The following is a 16,968-nucleotide window of genomic DNA, read 5'->3' as shown; positions in this document are numbered from 1 at the left end:
ATGAATGTCCGGACAAATAATGGATCCGCGGGGCAGGCCCTGTCAATGGGTTATTGTCCGTACAAACCCCGATAGAACGAGAAAAGGAGCCCCCCCCATGACCCGATCCTCCGAACGCGCGTCCGACCCGGCCGCCGCGCGCGAGGCCCGCGGCCAGGCCACGGGACCGGACGACGAGGCTGGCGGCCCGCGCTACAAAAGCATCTACCAGCAGCTGGCGCGCGACATCGGCAGCGGCCGCTACCCGGTCATGACGCTGCTGCCGACCGAACACGAACTGTGCGAACAATTCGGCGCCAGCCGCCACACCATCCGCGAGGCCATCCGCATGCTGACGGTGGCCGGCATGGTGTCGCGCCGCCCCGGCGTCGGCACGCGCGTCGAGACCGCCCACGCCAGCACCCGCTTCACCCAACGCATCTCGCAGTTCCCGGACCTGCTGCAATACGCGCGCAACGCCGCGCTGCTGGTGCAGGACGTGCGCACCATCAAGCTCACCAAGCGGCTGGCCGAGAGCCTGGGCGCCGAGCCCGGCCAGCCGTGGCTGCACATCAACTCCATCAAGACGCTGGGCGACCAGGACACGCCGGTGGCGTGCACGCTGATCTACGCCGATCCGGCGCATTCCGACCTGCGCGCCGACATCCAGCCGCGCATTTCGCTGCTGCGGCTGATCGAGGACCACTTCGGCAACCGCATCCACGAGGTCAACCAGGAGTTCTCGGCCACGCCCATCGCGGCGGGGATCGCCAGACAGCTCCAGGTCGAACCGCAGACGGCGGGCTTCGTCATCACCCGCCGCTACTACGGCAGCGGCGGGGTGCTGCTGCTGGCCACGATCACCACTTTTCCGCATGACAAGATGAAGTACTCGATGTCGCTCAACGTGGCGTAGCGGGGGCTTCGTAGCCATAGGCCGCGCGCGCCGCTTCCGGGCTGATCTTGCCGTCGGCCAGGTCGCGCTCGATGCGGTTGCGGGTCCGCTCGGCCACGGGGCCGTAGCCGCCCGCGCCCGGGGTCTCGATGCGCACGCTCTCGCCCGGCGCCAGCGTGATGTTGGCGGTCTTGGAGAACAGTTCCTCTTGGGCGGGCGTGCCGAAATTGCGCACCAGCCGAGCTCGACGGCCATCGGCGCCACCCGCCACTCCCGCGGCCACGCCCACGGTATGGCTGTCGGAACGCGCCGAGAACACGATGCCGGGCCCGACCGCGCGGATCTGCTTGGCGATGCCCATGCCGCCGCGGGTGCGGCCGGCGCCGCCGGAATCCGGGATCATGGCGTACTCGTCCATCAGCAGTGGATACTCGTTTTCCAGCGCCTCCACCGGCAGGTTGGACGTATTGGTCATGTGCACGTGCACCGCGTCCATGCCGTCGGCATCGAAGCGCGCGCCGGCGCCGCCGCCCAGCGTTTCCAGGTACACGAAGTGGCCGGCGCGCTCACGCCAGCGGCCCGAGAACACGATGGCCGGGCAGCAGTCGTTGCTGGACGCCATGGTCTTTTCCGCCGGCAGCAGGCCGCGGAACGCGCCGAAGATCGCGCCCGCCACTTTCTGCGCGGTGATCGAGCGCGCGCCCACCGCCGCCGGATGCTCGGGGTTGGTGATGGTGCCCACCGGCGCCGACACGCTGATCGGATCGAACAGGCCGGCGTTGGGCGCCAGGTCCGGATCCAGCAGCGCCTTGACCGCGTAGTACACGCAGGCCCGCAGCGCGTTGAACGGCAGGTTCATGGCGCCGCGCGCCTGCTTGCCGGAGCCCTCGAAATCGAAATGCAGGCGGTCGCGACTGACCGTCAGCGTCACCTGGATCGGCACCGGATCGCCGCCCATGCCGTCGTCGTCCAGGTCGCTGCGGAAGGTGTAGCTGCCCTGCGCCAGCTCGCCGATGCGGTTGAGCAGGCGGCGGCGGGTGTAGGTGATGACGTCCTCGACCGAGCGCAGCACCGCCTCCAGCCCCATCTGCCGGATCAGGCCCTGCACGGCGGCCGCGCCGCGGCGGTTGGTGGCCATCTGCACGCGCAGGTCCAGCACCCGTTCCTCCGGGTCGCGGGTGTTGGCGCAGATCAGGCGCAGCAGGTCCTCGTCCACCTCGCCGGCGCGCGCGATACGGCTGGCGGGAATGCGGATGCCTTCCTCGAAGATCGACTTCAGGCCGCCGGCGATCGAGCCGGGCACCGCGCCGCCCACGTCCGAATGGTGGGCGATGTTGGCGGCGAAAAAGCGCAGCGTGCCTTCCCAAAACACTGGCGTGACGATGTTGATGTCGGGCAGGTGGCTGCCATCGGCCAGGTAGGGGTCGTTGCAGATGAACACGTCGCCGTCACGGATCTGGTCGGCCCCAAAGGTACGCAGGATCGCGCCCATGGCGCCGTCCAGCGAGCCCAGGTGCAGCGGAATCTGCGTGCCCTGCGCCACCAGCCGGCCGGCGGCGTCGAACAGCGCCACCGAGCAGTCCTTGCGTTCCTTGATGTTGGTCGAGAACGAGGCCCGCACCAGCGTGTTGTTCATGTCTTCGGTGATCGATAGCAGGCGGTTGCAGAACACCTCCATGCCGACCGGATCGGCCAGGGCAACGCCGCTGTCTTGATTGGCTTGATGGGCTTCACGCATGGGAGCCTCCTTGCAAACGGATGATCAGGTTGCCGTAGGCGTCGACCTCGACGTCCTGGCCGGCGCCGACCACGGTGGTCGAGCTCATTTCCTCCAGCAGCGCCGGGCCGCTGAAGCGCACTCCGGTGGGCACGCGGTCGCGGTCATAGACCGGCGTATCCAGCCAGCCGTGGCGCTCGCCGAAGTAGGCGCGGCGTTCGCCGATGCGTGCGCCGTCCAGCGTGCCATCGACCTGGCGCGGCGCCAGCGGCGCCTTCACCACCTGGCCCACCGCCTGCATGCGGCAGTTGATGATCTGCACCTTGCGGTCGTCGACGGTGTAGCCGTATTCGCGTTCGTGCGCCTCGGCGAAGCGGCGCGCGAACTCGGCGTAGCCGCCGGCGCCGGTGTCGTCCAGCGCCACCTGCACTTCGAAGTTCTGGCCCTCGTAGCGCGCGTCGATGGCGCTGCGGTACAGGCGCAGCGCCGGTTCCACGCGTTCTTCTTCCAGCCAGCGTTCGGCCTGGTCGCGCAGCCCGTCGAAGATCGTCGATACGCCGTCCCAGCTTTCCGCGCTGGCCAGCGCGATCTCGCTGCGCACGAAGTCGAACGAGATGTCGCTGAGCAGGATGCCGCGCGCGCACATGGTGCCCGGCTCCTGCGGCACGATCACCGTGGGGATGCCGCATTCCTCGGCCACCTCGACCGCGTGCAGCGGCCCCGCGCCGCCATAGGCATACAGGGCGAATTGCGACAGGTCGTAGCCGCGCTCGGTCGACACGGCGCGGATGGCGCGGCTCATATTGGCCGCCGCGATGCGCAGGATGCCTTCGGCCGCGGCCTCGCGCGTCAGCCCCAGCGGCCGCGCCACACGTTCGTCGATCACCTGGCGCGCGGCCTCGGCATGCACCGGCATGCGGCCGTTCAGCAGCGCCACCGGATTCAGGCGCTGCAGCGCGATCTCGGCATCGGTGATGGTCGGCTCGGTGCCGCCGCGGCCATAGCCCACCGGTCCCGGCACCGCGCCGGCGCTATGCGGCCCGACCTTCAACGCGCCCGCGTCGTCGAGCCAGGCAATGCTGCCGCCGCCCGCGCCGATCACGTGGATGTCCACCATCGGCGTCTTCACCGGATAGCCCGCCACCTGGCGATGCGAGGTGAACAGCGGCCGGCCATCGCAGATCAGCGACACGTCGGTGCTGGTGCCGCCGACGTCGAACGTCACCAGGTTCAGGCTGCCGATGGCGCGGCCCACCGCGGCCGCGCCCACCACGCCGGCGGCCGGCCCCGACAGGCAGGTGCGCACCGGATACTGGCGCACCGTGGCGATCGACATCAGGCCGCCATTGGAATGGATGGTGTGCGGCTCGTGGCCGATATCCAGCTCGCGCACGCGCTGCAGGAAGCGTTCCAGGTAGCGCGCCATCTTCGGCCCCACAGCGGCGTTCAGCACCGTGGTCGACAGGCGCTCGTATTCGCGGAATTCCGGCAGCACGTCAGACGACAGGCTGATATACGCATCGGGCATCTCCTCGGCCACGATGCGCGCGGCCTGTTGCTCGTGCGCCGGGTTGCGGTAGGCATGCAGAAAGCAGATGGTCACGGCGTCGATGCCGGCGGCGGCAAAGCGCCGCGCCGCCGCCCGCACCGCGTCCCCATCCAGCGGTGTCAGCACCTCGCCTTGCGCGTTGACGCGCTCGGCCACTTCGGCGCGGAACTCGCGCGGCACCGCCACCGGCGGCTTGCCGACGCTGTAGTCGTACAGGTGCGGCCGCGTCTGCCGGCCGATCTCCAGCACGTCGCGAAACCCCTGCGTGGTGATCAGGCCGACGCGCGCGCCCTTGCGCTCGATGATGAGGTTGGTGGCCACCGTGGTGCCATGGCCCATGTGCGACACCTGCGACGGCGCCACGCCTTGACTGGCCAGCATCTGCCCGATGCCGGTGGCGATGGCTTCCGATGGGTCCGACGGCGTCGACGGCACCTTGTGAAAATGCACGATGCCTTGATCTTCGTCGATCATCGTGAAGTCGGTAAACGTGCCTCCGACGTCTATCCCTATGCGATACATGCTTGTGCTTCCCTGAAAGAAAAGAAGGGCGCGGCCGCGCTCAGTCCAGCTTGATGCCGGCCTGCTTGACCACGCCGCACCATTTGTCGATTTCGCTCTTGATCATGGTGCCGAAGGCCGGCCCGGCCACGTCCGAGACCTGCGCGCCCTGTTGTTCCAGATAGGCCTTCATGGCGGGCGCGTGCAGCGTCTGCGCCAGCGCATCGGTCAACTTGACGCGCAGCGGCTCGGGCAGTTTGGCCGGGGCCAGCATGCCGAACCACACCATCGCCTCGTAACCGGGATAGCCGGACTCGGCCACCGTCGGCACGTCGGGCAGCATCGGCGAGCGTTGCGGCGAGGTCACCGCCAGCGCCTTGATCTTGCCGTCCTTGATGTATGGATAGGACGTCATCACCACGTCCATCATCATGTTGATCTGGCCGCCCACCAGGTCGATCAACGCCGGGCCCGAACCGCGGTAGGGCACGTGCACCATCGACACGCCGGCCGTGCTCTTGAACAGTTCGGCGGCCAGGTGGTTGGAGGTGCCCTGGCCGTTGGAGGCGAACGAGTATTTCTCGGGCTCTTTCTTGAGCAACGCCACGAACTCCCGCAGGTTGTTGGCCGGCACCGACTGGTTCACCGACATGACGTTGGGAATGGTGGCGACGACGGTCAGCGGCGTGAAATCCTTGAGCGCGTCGTACGGCAGCTTCGAATACACGCAGGGCGCGCTGCCGTGCGTGCTGACCGAGCCCATCAGGATGGTGTAGCCGTCGGCCGGCTGGCGCGCCACGTATTCGGTGCCGACGGTGCCGCCGGCGCCGGGCCGGTTTTCGACGATGACGTTGGCCGACAGGCGCTGGCCCATGCCTTCGGCGATCTTGCGCGCGATCAGGTCGGTGGACCCGCCCGCCGCGAACGGCACCACGATGCGGATCACCTTGTCGGGCCACTCGGCGCGGGCCGGTAGCGCGGCGGCGGCCAGCGCGGCCGCCCCGAATGCAAGACAGCAACTGCGAATGAACGCTGCGTTCATGACTTCCCCTTGTTGATAGAACTTCCTTGCGACCCGATCATGGACGCCGGGCCTGAGAGGCATTGCCCCGGGTTCACTGCAACAACGGGAACATCCTAGGCCTGGCCGGCGCGCGCCAGCAGTCCTTGCGGTTTATATTGATATAGATGCCATTTATAGGTGGGCGGCGGTGAAGCATCCGGACCTGAATCTGCTTGTGCATTTCGACGCATTGATGACCTGCCGCAATGTGTCGCGCGCGGCCGAGCAACTCGGCATCAGCCAACCCGCCATGAGCGCCGCGATGAACCGTCTGCGGCAACTGTTCGGCGATCCGCTGCTGGTGCGCGAAGGCGGCGCGTGGCAGCCGACGCAGCGCGCGCACGAACTGCACCAGGGCTTTCTGCCGCTGTTGGAAGGTTGGCGCCGCGCCACCCGTACGCGCGAGGTGTTCGACCCGGCGCACTCGGCCCGCAGCCTGTCGTTCTATGCCACCGACTATGTGCAATACACGCTGCTGCCCAAGCTGATTCCGCGCCTGGCGGTGGATGCGCCGCACTTCCAGCTGTTGATCGTGCCGGCGCGGCCGCAGCACGGCCTGAGCATGCTGGACACCAATCATGTGGAGCTGATCGCCGGCTACTTTCCGGACCCGGCGCCGGACCTGCGCACGCGCTTCCTGTACCAGGAGCCGGCAGTGTGCATCGTGCGCGAAGGCCATCCCTGTCTGCGCAAGCGCTGGAACCTGGATGCCTACCTGAGCTACGGGCACCTGGACCTGGCGGCCCACACGCGCTACTTCAGCAAGGCCATCGACCGCATCCTGATGGGACAGAACCGCAGCCGCCGCATCGTGGCGACGCTGTCGAGCTACATGGTGTGCCCGTTCATCGTCGAGGCCTCGGATCTGATCGCGACGATGCCCGCCAGCATCGCCAAGGCCATGTCGGGCAGCGCGCGCATCGTGACGCTCAAGGCGCCGCTGAGCCTGCCGGCGATCACGGTGTCGCTGTACTGGCACGAGCGCTACCAGGACGATCCGGCGCATGCGTGGCTGCGGCAATATCTGGCAGGCGTGCTGGGCTAACGGCGGCGCGAAGCCGCGCCCGTGCCGCACGCGACGGCCGCGTCAACGCAGGCCATCGCGCGGCTTGCGGCGCTTACTTCAACGGCATGCAGATACGCGTCTGCAATTGCGCGGGCGGCGTGCTGCGCGGGTCGTTCAGGTACTGCTCGAACATGGGGAAGTCCGCCGGCACCATGCCGCTGGCGGGCAGCCATTCCGAGAACATCCAGTTGTAGGGCTTGTCCATCTCGTTGTACGGGCCAGTGTAGGTCAGTACCGCGCAGCGGATGGCGGGGATCTCGAAGCGTTCCAGTTCGTCGCCCAGCTCGGCGTCGGGCGCGACCGATACGCCTGCCATCGAGCGCAACTGGGCCGGCGGCACCTGCTCGGGGTCGTCGAAGTAGACGCCGAAGCCGATGGCCTCGGGACGCGCCAGGCCGCGGCTGGCCGCGAGCATGAAGGCGCGGGTGAAGACCGGGCCGATTTCCTGGTAGCTGCCATGGTGCGGCAGGGCGGCCAGCACGGCGCCGGGGAAGGTTTCGATGGTGATGGGGTACATGCCTAGCTCCTTGGGGTCGAAGGGTCGGGAGCGGGTCGCGCGGTAGCGCCCCGGCGGGATGCCGAAGGTCGCGCCGAACGCGCGGTTGAAGGCGGCGTCCGACTCATAGCCGGCGCGCTGCGCCACGTCGCGCAAGGAATTCCCGGTGCTGCCCAGCGAGACGGCCGCGCGATGCATGCGGATGCGTTGCACGGTGGCGTTCACGGTTTCGCCCATCACGGCGCGGTAGACGCGGTGGAAGTGATAGGGCGAGAGGCAAGCCAGGTCGGCCAACTGGTAGAGGTCGGGGTCGGCGTCGGGGTGGCTTGCCAGCCAGCGCAGGACGGGGTCCAGGCGGTGGGCGTAGGTGGCGCGAGTTTGGGGTTTCAATTGCGTGGCTCCTTGGGGAGCAAATGTAGGCGGCCTTGGTTTGCAGATTTTGCGGTTTTTTTGTTGAACCGTTTTTTGCTGGCGGGGAACGGGGTTCTTTAGACGCCCGGGGCGCCGTGGCATGGCGGTGCGGGGCTACGATTGCGGTCCGGAGCGTTCGCTCCGGACTGCCCCATACTCAACCTCGTCCGCCTTCGGCTCCCTTCGGTTTCCGTCGGGCGCATCTACACGCCCCGCACCGCCATGCCACGACGCCCCGGGCTGCGGTTGATTTCACTTCGCGGATGCTGGGGACGAAATCGAGTTTTCCACAGGCCTTGGGATTTTGGCGCAAAGCGCAAGCTGTGGACAACTGCTTTGCGGTGTTTTCAGTAGCCGCGAACGGGGTCGTAGATGTTGGGCAAGGCCTCGCCGCGTTCGTTGGCGGCGATGAGCCAGGCGGTGTGGCGGGCGCGTTCCTGGCGGTCGGGGATGGCGGCGCAGTGGGGGGTGATGATGATGTTGGGGTGGGTCCAGAGGGGGGACTCGGGCGGCAGGGGTTCGGGGTCGAAGACGTCCAGCAAGGCCTGGTGCAGGTGGCCGTCGTCGAGGGCATCGAGAAGGTCCTGCGTGACCATGTGGCTGCCGCGGCCGGCGTTGATGAGGCTGGCGCCGCGGGGGAGGTGGGCAAAGGTGTCGCGGTTGAGGATGCCGCGGGTGGCTTCGGTGGCGGGCAGCAGGCAGACCAGCAGGTCGGTGCGGGACAGGAATTCGGGGAACTGGTCGGGGCCGGCGTAGGAAGGCAGGCCGTCGGGCAAGGTGGTCGCGCCGCGCGACCAGCCGCTGACGGGGAAACCGACCTTGGCCAGCAGGCGGGCGGCGGCGATGCCGAGGTGGCCCAGGCCCATGATGCCGACGCGCATGTCGGCGGCCACGCGCAGCGAGTCGTACAGTTCCCAGTGGCGGCGGGCCTGCTGGTCGATGGCGCGCTTGAGGTCGCGGGTCAGCATCAGGGCGCTCGTCAGCACGAACTCGGCCATCTCGGTTTCGGTGCGCGGGGTGACCATGCGGGCGATGCGCAGGTGGCGCGGCCAGGCGGGGTCGGAGACGATGTGGTCGACGCCGGCGCCGGCGCTGATGATGAGCTTGAGGTTGGGGAAGGTGGCCAGGCGGCCGGGGTCGGGGGCCCAGACCAGGGCGTAGTCGATCGAGGCGGGGTCGACGTCGTCGAACCAGCTGACAATCTCCAGATCGGGCGCGTGGCGCTTGAACTGCTCGCGCCATTCTTCCATGGCCGATTCGCCGCCGGACCTGATGATGAGCCGCATGCCTGGCCTCCTGCGTTGCGGGCGCGCGCGCCCTGGGTGTGATCGGCGCCGAGCCGCCCGCGATGCACGGACGGCGCGGCGCGCCTGACGTCAGCGTTCGACCGTGCGGTTCCAGCGCGCGTTGAAGGCGGGACGGGTGGCGTTGATCTGGTCCCAGTCCAGGATCTTGGCGTTGGCCATGTAGCCCTGGAAGCGCTTGAGCGCTTCTTCGGTGCCGGCCGGCGGTTGAACGTTCTTATTGGACGGGAAATGGCCGCCCATTTCCAGTGCCTTTGCCTGGGCCTGCGGCGACAGCAGATACAGCGCCAGCTTCTGCGCCAGTTCCGGCTCGCTGTTCTTGGCGATGACGCATTCGGCCACCATCAGGATCACCGAGCCTTCCTTGGGCTGGGCGTATTCCACCGGGATGTCGCGCTTTTTCAGGCGGGCGATGGCGGTGGGCGTGAGCGGGAAGATGGCGGCTTCGTTGGACTGGATCATCTCGGCCAGCTTGGCCGAGTTGGGGATGTATTCCAGCACGTTGGGGCCGATGGTGGACGGCCACTGCTTGAAGCCGGGCTCGGTGTTCTGGTCGTTGCCGCCCTGGATGCGGTTGAACATCAGGAAGCCGTGCAGGCCGAAGGTGCTGCCCGAGGCCGACTGGAACACCACCTTGCCCTTGAACTTGGGATCGGCCAGGTCCATCCACGAGGTCGGCGGCGCCCAGCCCTTGTCCTTGAACAGGCGGGTGTTGTAGCCCAGGCCGGTCATGCCGATGTCGATGCCGGCGGCCATGCGGTCCTTCATGACGGCGGTGGGGTACAGGTCCTTGAGCACCGGATCGTCGTTGAGCGGCTCGCACAGGCCCATGGAGATGGCGCGCGCCATGATGCCGTCGTCCAGGAACATGACGTGCATCTGCGGCTTGTCCTTGAACGCCTGGGCCTTGGCCAGCACGTCGGTGGACGTGCCGGGCACCACCACGATCTTGACGTTGTTGGCCTTCTCGAAATCCGGGAACACGTACTGCGTGAAGGCGCGCTCCATGTCGCCGCCGTTCATGCCGACGTACAGCGTCTTCTGCTGCGCCATGGCGCCCGCCGACAGCGCGGCCAGCGCCAGGCCCAGCAGCCACTTCCCCTTGGACGGGCGGCGAACGCCCAGTTTGTTGTGCTTCATGGTGACTCCAGCGTTTGCTCACGAACAGGCCCCAACCGAGCCACGGCGCCGTGAGCGGCCCCCGTGTATCGTCCGATGCCGAAGGCGTCGATGGGAATGGAAGACCGGCCGTTAACGACCAGTTCGGAAAGCACTTCGCCCACGGCGGGGCCGATCTGGAAGCCCGCGCCGGACAGGCCGAAAGCATGGAACAGACCCGGCACGGTGGCGCTGGGGCCCAGCACCGGGTTGTGGTCGGGCATGTTGCCCTCGACCCCGGTCCAGAAGCGGATGACCTGCGCCCCGCGCAACGGCGGCAGCAGGCGCGCGGCGTTGGCCGTCAGCGAGCCCAGCGCCTCGCGGCCGGGACGGGCGTAATCGGGGCCGGCGGACACGGCGCGGCCGCCGCCGATGACGCAATTGCCGCGCGCCACCTGGCGCGCATAGATGCCGCCCCCCTGCATGCCCAGGCTGACGTCCATGAACAGCGGCAACGGCTCGGTCACCATCATCAGCGGATGGATGGAAGTCTCGGGCACGCTCTCGCCGAAGTCCTGCGCGAAGCGTCCGGCCCACGCTCCGGCGCAATTGAGCAGGAAGCGCGAACGCACCTCCAGCGCATCGCCGGCACGCAGGATGAAGCGGTCGCCGTCATGGACCGCTTCGGTGACGCGGGTCGATTCGCGCACGTCTGCGCCCAGCGCGCGGGCCGCGCGGCCAAAGGCGGGCGAGACCAGGCGCGGGTTGGCGTGGCCGTCCTCGGGACAGAACGAGCCGCCCACCACGTGCGCGCCCAGCCAGCCGAAGCGCCGCGCCAGCGCGGCGCGGTCCAGCATTTCCAGGTTCATGCCGAAGCCACGGGTCTGCGCGCGATAGGCGTGCAAGGCGTCCAGGTCCGCGTCCGAGCACGCCAACTTCAAGTGGCCCGAGCGCACGTATTCGCCGTCGATGCCGATCAGTTGCGGCAGTTGGCCCCACAATTCGTGCGCGCGGCGCGCCAGCGGCATCTGCTCCAGGCCACGGCCCTGGCGGCGCACGCCGCCGTAGTTGACGCCGCTGGCGCGGGCGCCGCACAGCGCGGCCTCCAGCAGCACCACCGGCACGCCCAGCCGGCGCAGGAACAGCGCGGCGCTGCCGCCGACGATGCCGCCGCCGAGGATAGCGACTTCGGTGTCGATGCGTTCGCTCATGGCGCGGCCTTCTCCGTGCGATCGAGACAGACGATATCCACGGGAATCGGCTTGACCGGCGGCTGGCCGCGCAGGCGGCCGACGCCGTCCAGTCCGGCGCCGCAGGCGTGCGCCAGCACTTCGGCCGCGCCGGCGCCGCACATGCGGCCCTGGCAGCGTCCCATGCCGACGCGCGTCAGCGCCTTCAGGCGGTTCAGCTCGCGCGCGCCGGTGCCATGGATCACGGCGCGCAGTGTGCCGGCGGTGACTTCCTCGCAGCGGCATACCACGGTGTCGTCAGCGATGGCGGCGGCCCAATCCTCGGGAAACGGGAAGGCGCGCTCCAGCGCATCGCGCACGCGGCCATTGGCGGCCAGGCGCGCTTCGAGTTCGCGCGCCCGTGCCACGGACACGGCATGACCCGCGTCTTCCAGCAAGGCGAGCGCGGCGCGCTCGCCGGCCAGCTCGGCCGCGTCGGCGCCGCCGATGCCGGCGCCGTCGCCAGCCACGTACACGCCGGCCACGCTGCTGCGTCCGGCCGCGTCCAGGCGCGGCGTCCAGGCGCGGTCGCGGACGTGGAAGGCGAACTGGCAGCCCGCCAGGCTGGCCAGTTGCGTTTCGGAGCGCAGCGACAGGCCGTAGCCCAAGGCATCGCAATCCACCCGCCGCTGGCGCGATCCCTGGCGGTAGACCAGCCCGGTGACGCGCGCCTCGCCCTCGGCCCGCACCGGCCGCACGCCGCTGGCCATCGGCACGCCATGCGCGCGCAGCCAGGCCATGTAGTACAGCCCCTTGGCCAACAGGCCCGGCGCGCGCAGCATGGCAGGCAAGGCGGCCAGGCGGTCGGCGAAGCGCGAGGTATCCAGCACCGCCACAACACGGGCGCCGGCCTTGGCGTACTGGTAGGCGACCAGATAGAGCAGGGGGCCGGTGCCCAGGAACGCGACCCGCTCGCCGATGGCGCAGCCCTGGTGCTTCAACGCCACCTGCGAACCACCCAGCGTGTACACGCCCGGCGTCAGCCAGCCCGGGAACGGCAGCACGCGGTCGGTGGCGCCGGTGGCCAGGATCAAATGGGTGTAGGGCACGGGCGCGCTCTTGCCGTCGCGCAGCACATCGAGCGTCTTGCCTTCGGCGTTCCACACCAGGCTGCCGGGCCGGTAGTCCAGTTGCGGCGCCAGCTCGTCCATCTTGCGGTGCAGCGCATCGGCCTTGCGGTGCTCGAAGCCGTACAACGCCGCCTTGGATCGCGCGAAGCCCGGCGGCGGCTGCCGGTAGATCTGGCCGCCGGCGCGCGGCGCCTCGTCCAGCACCACCGGCCGCAGGCCCTGCGCCGCCAGCGTCTGCGCGGCGCGGATGCCGGCCGGACCGGCCCCCACGATCACGGGCAGGATCATGATGCGTCGCCCTCCGCCGCCAGCGTGCCCGGCACGTGTTCCGCGCGCAGCGGCGCGCTGCGCAGGCGCATGCCGGCTTCGATGTAGGTGGAACAGGCGCGCAGCCGCGTGCCGTCCTCGCGCTGCATCCAGCAGTCCTGGCAGGCGCCCATCATGCAGAAACCGGCGCGCGGGCCACCGCCGAATTCCGACACGCGCAGGCGTTCGGCCTGCGTCAGCACCGCCGTCAGCACGGTATCGCCGGCCAGCGCGGTGCAGGGTTTGCCGTCCAGCGTGAAGGCGACGGCGGGCCGGGCCGTTTCGGCCAGGCGTTTCAGTATTGCCATGATGGCGGGGTCTCCTGTTGCGTACCCGGCTTGATCGTCATTTCTGTCCCACCAGCACGCGGTCCAGGCCGTAGACGCGGTCCAGCAGCAGCATGGTCACCGCGGTCAGGCCGATCACCAGCGCCGACACGGCCGCCATCATCGGATCGATCGACTCGGTGGCATACATGTACATGCGCACCGGCAGGGTGATGGTCGACGGCGCGGTGATGAACACCGACATGGTCAGCTCGTCGAAACTGTTGATGAAGGCCAGCAGCCAGCCGCCCGACACGCCCGGAATGATGAGTGGCAGCGTCACCTGGAAAAACACCGTGGCGCGGCTCGCGCCCAGCGACAGCGCGGCGTGCTCGACCGAGCGGTCAAAGCCCACCAGCGCGCCGATCACCAGCCGCATCACATACGGCGTGATCACCACCACGTGGCTGAACACCAGCCAGCCGAAGCTGCCGGTGGTGCCCATCAGCGCGAAAAAGCGCAGCAGCGCCACGCCCAGCACCAGGTGCGGGATCATCAGCGGCGACAGGAACAGGCCGTTGAGCGCATCGCGTCCCGGAAAGCGGTAGCGCGTGATGGCGATGGCCGCCGGCAGCGCCAGGCACACGGCGATGCTGGCCGACAGGAACGCCAGCCACAGGCTGTTCTTGAACGCCTGCATGAAGTTGGGATGCTCGAACACCGCGTGGAACCAGCGCAGCGAAAACCGCGTGGTCGGCACCGTCAGCGTCGACTCGGGCGTGAACGCCACCAGGCACACGATGGCCAGCGGCGCCAGCACGAACAGCACCACCAGGGCATTGAAGAGCAGGGCGAAGGGACCGTTTTTCTGCATGATCGCTGTCCTCGCTCAACCCAGGCTGCGCCGGTAGGAACGTTCCACCACGCGGTTGTACGCCATCATGATGACGACGTTGACCACCAGCAGCACGATGGCGATGGCCGCGCCCAGCGGCCAGTTCAGTTCGGTCAGGAATTCGTCGTAGACCACCGTGGCAACCATCTTCAGGCGGCGTCCGCCCAGCAGCGCGGGAATCGCGAACGAACTGGCCGACAGCCCGAACACGATCAGGCTGCCCGACAGGATGCCCGGCATGGCCTGCGGCAGCACGATGCGCAGCAGCGTCTGCAAGCGCGAGGCATTGAGCGACAGCGCCGCGTACTCCACGGTCGGGTCCAGCTTCTGCAGCGAGGTCCACACGGGGATCACCATGAACGGCAGCATCACGTGCACCAGGCCGATGATGACAGCGGTGGGCGTGTACAGCAGCGGCCCCAGGCCCAGCGCCGCGGCCGCGCGGCCGATGGCCCCGCCCGGCCCCAGCAGCATGCTCCAGCCGAAGGCGCGCACCACCAGCGAGATCAAAAGCGGCGACAGCACCACCAGCAGGAAGACCGAACGCCACGGCTTGCCCATGCGCGACAGGATGTAGGCCTCGGGCGCGCCGATCAGCACGCAGATCAGCGTGGTCACGCCCGCGATCCAGAACGTGCGCCAGAAGATCTCCAGGAAATAGCCGTCGGTCACCACCGCCAGGTAGTGTTCGAAGGTGTGCCCGGGCAGGATGCCCGCGCCGTAGTCGAACGGACGGAACGACAGCACCAGCGTCAACGCCAGCGGCGTCAGTACCAGCGTCAGGAACACAATGGCCAGCGGAATCGAACCGAGGATGGCCAGCAGGCCATCGGTGCGCGGCCTGGGCGCGCTGGCGGCGCCGGGTTGGGTCAGCGTCGCCATGTCAGGCCTCTTCGGCAACGGCCGCGACGGGCAGCACGCGTAGCACGCCCTCGGCCCAGTCCAGGCCGATCTGTTCGCCATCGTCGTGCGGCCGGCGGCCGTCGTTGGGCGTGAGCACCGTCAGCGTCCCCACCGGCGAATCCAGCCCGTACATCCACTGGCTGCCCAGGAAGTAGCGCGTGCTGACCACACAGGACAGCTTGCCCTGGCCCGCCGGCACCGGCACCAGCTTCTCCGGCCGCAGCGACAACTGCACACTGTCGCCGTGGCGCAGGCCCGCGCCGTCGACCAGCACGCGCAGCGCGCCGGTCTCCACCTCGGCCTGCGCGCCGCAGCGCGTCACGCGGCCCGGCAGCAGGTTGGTCTTGCCGACGAAACGCGAGATGAACTCGCTCTGCGGATGCTCGTACATGCGGTAGGGCGCATCCACCTGCGTGGCGCGGCCGTCCTGCATCACCACCACGCGGTCGCTGATCGACAGCGCCTCCGCCTGGTCGTGCGTCACCATCACCGTGGTGGTGCCGATCTGCTTCTGGATGCTGCGCAGCTCGAACTGCATGTCCTCGCGCAGCTTGGCGTCCAGGTTCGACAGCGGTTCGTCCAGCAACAGCACCGGCGGCCGAATCACCAGCGCGCGCGCCAGCGCCACCCGCTGGCGCTGCCCGCCCGACAGTTCACGCGGAAAGCGGTCGGCGTGCTTGTCCAGCTTCACCAGCGCCAGCGCCTCGCGCACCCGCGCCTGGCGCTCGGCGCGCTCGACCTTGCGCATCTTCAGGCCGAACGCCACGTTGTCCGCCACCGTCAGGTGCGGGAACAGCGCATAGCTCTGGAACACGATGCCCAGCCCGCGCGTGTTCGGCTTGGCATGGGTGATGTCGCGGCCATCGAGCGTGATGCTGCCGCGCGTCACGTCGGCAAAGCCCGCGATCATCTGCAGCGTGGTGGTCTTGCCGCAGCCCGACGGCCCCAGCAAGGACACGAATTCCCCTTTCTCGACCGCCAGGCTCAGATCCGAGACCACCCGCAGGTCGCCGTAATTCTTGGAGACGTTGTCCAGCCGCAGAAATGACATATTCCAAACCCCGTGCCCGGTGAGGAGCGGTGCGCGGGACCAGCCCGCGTTGCAATCGATGCAGGGCAGTCTAGGAGGGGCCGAAAAGGCCGGTCAATTAGGGTTTTCCGAATAATCGAATTTTCTATTTATTATTTCCACATAGCTGAATTTCCTGATAAAAATACAGCCGTATATTTTGATTATCGGAATTGAACAATGAAGAAATCAGAAGCCGCCGACGACGCCGGCGCCCAGGGCGTCCTGCAACGCGCCTTCGCCGTGCTGCGCGTCCTGTCCGACGCCAAGGGCGAAAAACTGCGCCTGACCGACATCGCCGCCCGCACCGGCCAGGCCCAGGCCACCGTCCACCGCGTATTGCAAGGCCTGGTGCAGGAAGGCATGGTCGAACAGCCCGCGCAGAGCAAGGGCTATCAGCTCAGCGTCGCCTTCTTCTCGCTCGCCGCCAACGCCGGCAACCACCAATCGACCCTGCGCGCGATCTACCGCCCCGCCATGCTGCGCCTGAGCGGCATGCTCAACGACACCATCTTCCTGCTGGTGCGCAGCGGCTTCGACGCCGTCTGCCTGGACCGCATCGACGGCGCCTTCCCGGTCCGCTCGCACACCGGCGACATCGGCGGCCGCGTCCCGCTCGGCCTGGGCCAGGGCGGCCTGCTGCTGCTGGCCAACCTGCCCGAAGCCGAACGCGAGGAAGTCCTGCGCTTCAACATCCCGCGCCTGCACCACCTCGGTTTCGTCGACGAAATCACCATGCGCGCCGGCATCAAGGAATGCCAGGAACTCCAATACGCCCGCAGCAAGGGCCAGGGCATCTTCCCCAACATCGCCGGCCTCGCCGTCCCCGTGCACGACCCCAACGGCGTCACCGTCGCCGCCCTCAGCATCGCCGCCCCCGTCGAACGCATCAGCGACGAACGCCTGCCCCTGATCGTAGAGATCCTGCGCCGCGAAGCCGCCGGCATCAGCGCCCAACTCAACCCCTTCGACCCGGCGCTAAGGCGCCCCAGCCAATTCCTTGGAACCGGCAACCGCGACTGAAACGGCCAGCCATACCCCCCTCTCTCCCCCCCAGGCCGGGTCAACCCAGCCCCGCGTCAGCGTCGCGCAGCGCACATCGCACCACCACAAGACACCGCGTAAGTCATGGCCGGCTGCCCGCGCAGCCG

At 68.4% G+C, this 16,968-nt stretch carries 15 protein-coding genes; 3 read left to right on the top strand and 12 right to left on the bottom strand.

All coding sequences use genetic code 11. The annotated features are described in order from the left end of the window. Window positions 1-97 precede the first annotated feature (97 nt). Window positions 98-895: a GntR family transcriptional regulator gene (locus AC6CR5_RS20415; RefSeq protein WP_006389501.1), complete on the top strand. Its 798-nt coding sequence runs from the start codon at window positions 98-100 to the stop codon at window positions 893-895. Here AC6CR5_RS20415 and AC6CR5_RS20410 read toward each other — a convergent pair. The 3 genes from AC6CR5_RS20410 to AC6CR5_RS20400 are packed head-to-tail and all read right to left on the bottom strand — an operon-like array spanning window position 882 to window position 5,683. Further along, window positions 882-2,612, bottom strand: coding sequence for a hydantoinase B/oxoprolinase family protein (locus tag AC6CR5_RS20410; protein WP_498084876.1), 1,731 nt, complete (start codon window positions 2,610-2,612; stop codon window positions 882-884). The two genes, AC6CR5_RS20415 and AC6CR5_RS20410, sit on opposite strands and share 14 nt — an antisense overlap. Next, window positions 2,605-4,662 (bottom strand): hydantoinase/oxoprolinase family protein, encoded by a 2,058-nt coding sequence (locus AC6CR5_RS20405; protein ID WP_498084875.1) that lies wholly within the window; start codon window positions 4,660-4,662, stop codon window positions 2,605-2,607. The genes AC6CR5_RS20410 and AC6CR5_RS20405 overlap by 8 nt, the downstream gene beginning before the upstream one ends. Window positions 4,663-4,702: 40 nt before the next feature. Continuing rightward, window positions 4,703-5,683 carry a Bug family tripartite tricarboxylate transporter substrate binding protein gene (locus AC6CR5_RS20400; protein ID WP_049053545.1) on the bottom strand — a complete coding sequence of 327 codons (981 nt, stop codon included), beginning with the start codon at window positions 5,681-5,683 and terminating at the stop codon, window positions 4,703-4,705. 169 nt (window positions 5,684-5,852) lie between these two features. Between AC6CR5_RS20400 and AC6CR5_RS20395 the strand changes: the two genes are divergently transcribed. Beyond that, window positions 5,853-6,749, top strand: a complete 897-nt coding sequence (locus AC6CR5_RS20395; protein WP_234353609.1) for a LysR family transcriptional regulator — start codon at window positions 5,853-5,855, stop codon at window positions 6,747-6,749. Between the two features lie 73 nt (window positions 6,750-6,822). Here AC6CR5_RS20395 and AC6CR5_RS20390 read toward each other — a convergent pair whose 3' ends face one another. From AC6CR5_RS20390 to AC6CR5_RS20350, 9 genes are all read right to left on the bottom strand, one after another. Continuing rightward, window positions 6,823-7,656, bottom strand: a complete 834-nt coding sequence (locus AC6CR5_RS20390; protein WP_498084874.1) for an AraC family transcriptional regulator — start codon at window positions 7,654-7,656, stop codon at window positions 6,823-6,825. Window positions 7,657-8,024: 368 nt separating this feature from the next. Further along, the gene (locus tag AC6CR5_RS20385) at window positions 8,025-8,963 is read right to left on the bottom strand and encodes a 2-hydroxyacid dehydrogenase (protein WP_462794098.1); all 939 of its coding nucleotides are present in this window, start codon (window positions 8,961-8,963) and stop codon (window positions 8,025-8,027) included. 90 nt (window positions 8,964-9,053) lie between these two features. Continuing rightward, window positions 9,054-10,121 carry an ABC transporter substrate-binding protein gene (locus AC6CR5_RS20380; RefSeq protein ID WP_047992367.1) on the bottom strand — a complete coding sequence of 356 codons (1,068 nt, stop codon included), beginning with the start codon at window positions 10,119-10,121 and terminating at the stop codon, window positions 9,054-9,056. Beyond that, window positions 10,118-11,290 (bottom strand): NAD(P)/FAD-dependent oxidoreductase, encoded by a 1,173-nt coding sequence (locus AC6CR5_RS20375; protein WP_498084873.1) that lies wholly within the window; start codon window positions 11,288-11,290, stop codon window positions 10,118-10,120. Before AC6CR5_RS20375 ends, AC6CR5_RS20380 begins: the two co-directional genes overlap by 4 nt. Continuing rightward, complete coding sequence (locus AC6CR5_RS20370; protein ID WP_498084872.1) at window positions 11,287-12,666, bottom strand: FAD/NAD(P)-dependent oxidoreductase; 1,380 nt, start codon at window positions 12,664-12,666, stop codon at window positions 11,287-11,289. Before AC6CR5_RS20370 ends, AC6CR5_RS20375 begins: the two co-directional genes overlap by 4 nt. After that, a complete protein-coding gene (locus AC6CR5_RS20365; protein ID WP_006389512.1) occupies window positions 12,663-12,992 on the bottom strand; it encodes a (2Fe-2S)-binding protein in 330 nt (109 codons plus the stop codon). Before AC6CR5_RS20365 ends, AC6CR5_RS20370 begins: the two co-directional genes overlap by 4 nt. Window positions 12,993-13,029: 37 nt before the next feature. Then, window positions 13,030-13,824, bottom strand: a complete 795-nt coding sequence (locus tag AC6CR5_RS20360) for an ABC transporter permease (RefSeq protein WP_498084871.1) — start codon at window positions 13,822-13,824, stop codon at window positions 13,030-13,032. Window positions 13,825-13,839: 15 nt separating this feature from the next. Next, entirely contained in the window at window positions 13,840-14,727 is an 888-nt protein-coding gene (locus AC6CR5_RS20355) for an ABC transporter permease (protein ID WP_054504775.1), read from the bottom strand. A gap of 1 nt (window position 14,728) precedes the next feature. Then, complete coding sequence (locus tag AC6CR5_RS20350; protein ID WP_020925757.1) at window positions 14,729-15,799, bottom strand: ABC transporter ATP-binding protein; 1,071 nt, start codon at window positions 15,797-15,799, stop codon at window positions 14,729-14,731. A 198-nt stretch (window positions 15,800-15,997) separates the two neighbouring features. On the opposite strand from AC6CR5_RS20350, the gene AC6CR5_RS20345 reads away from it, so the two are divergent. Further along, window positions 15,998-16,840, top strand: a complete 843-nt coding sequence (locus AC6CR5_RS20345; RefSeq protein WP_020925758.1) for an IclR family transcriptional regulator — start codon at window positions 15,998-16,000, stop codon at window positions 16,838-16,840. Window positions 16,841-16,968 lie beyond the last annotated feature (128 nt).

The sequence above is a fragment of the Achromobacter sp. EG18 genome (assembly GCF_059759395.1).
Note: the sequence above shows the minus strand (reverse complement) of the source record. Positions and strands in the feature narration are given on the sequence as shown.

Bases quoted from the DNA above. Each gene is read 5' to 3' on its own strand.
- AC6CR5_RS20400 (WP_049053545.1), bottom strand. From the start codon at position 5,683: ATGAACGCAGCGTTCATTCGCAGTTGCTGTCTTGCATTCGGGGCGGCC.
- AC6CR5_RS20345 (WP_020925758.1), top strand. From the start codon at position 15,998: ATGAAGAAATCAGAAGCCGCCGACGACGCCGGCGCCCAGGGCGTCCTG.
- AC6CR5_RS20360 (WP_498084871.1), bottom strand. From the start codon at position 13,824: ATGCAGAAAAACGGTCCCTTCGCCCTGCTCTTCAATGCCCTGGTGGTG.
- AC6CR5_RS20380 (WP_047992367.1), bottom strand. From the start codon at position 10,121: ATGAAGCACAACAAACTGGGCGTTCGCCGCCCGTCCAAGGGGAAGTGG.
- AC6CR5_RS20375 (WP_498084873.1), bottom strand. From the start codon at position 11,290: ATGAGCGAACGCATCGACACCGAAGTCGCTATCCTCGGCGGCGGCATC.
- AC6CR5_RS20355 (WP_054504775.1), bottom strand. From the start codon at position 14,727: ATGGCGACGCTGACCCAACCCGGCGCCGCCAGCGCGCCCAGGCCGCGC.
- AC6CR5_RS20415 (WP_006389501.1), top strand. From the start codon at position 98: ATGACCCGATCCTCCGAACGCGCGTCCGACCCGGCCGCCGCGCGCGAG.
- AC6CR5_RS20410 (WP_498084876.1), bottom strand. From the start codon at position 2,612: ATGCGTGAAGCCCATCAAGCCAATCAAGACAGCGGCGTTGCCCTGGCC.
- AC6CR5_RS20365 (WP_006389512.1), bottom strand. From the start codon at position 12,992: ATGGCAATACTGAAACGCCTGGCCGAAACGGCCCGGCCCGCCGTCGCC.
- AC6CR5_RS20405 (WP_498084875.1), bottom strand. From the start codon at position 4,662: ATGTATCGCATAGGGATAGACGTCGGAGGCACGTTTACCGACTTCACG.
- AC6CR5_RS20350 (WP_020925757.1), bottom strand. From the start codon at position 15,799: ATGTCATTTCTGCGGCTGGACAACGTCTCCAAGAATTACGGCGACCTG.
- AC6CR5_RS20370 (WP_498084872.1), bottom strand. From the start codon at position 12,666: ATGATCCTGCCCGTGATCGTGGGGGCCGGTCCGGCCGGCATCCGCGCC.
- AC6CR5_RS20385 (WP_462794098.1), bottom strand. From the start codon at position 8,963: ATGCGGCTCATCATCAGGTCCGGCGGCGAATCGGCCATGGAAGAATGG.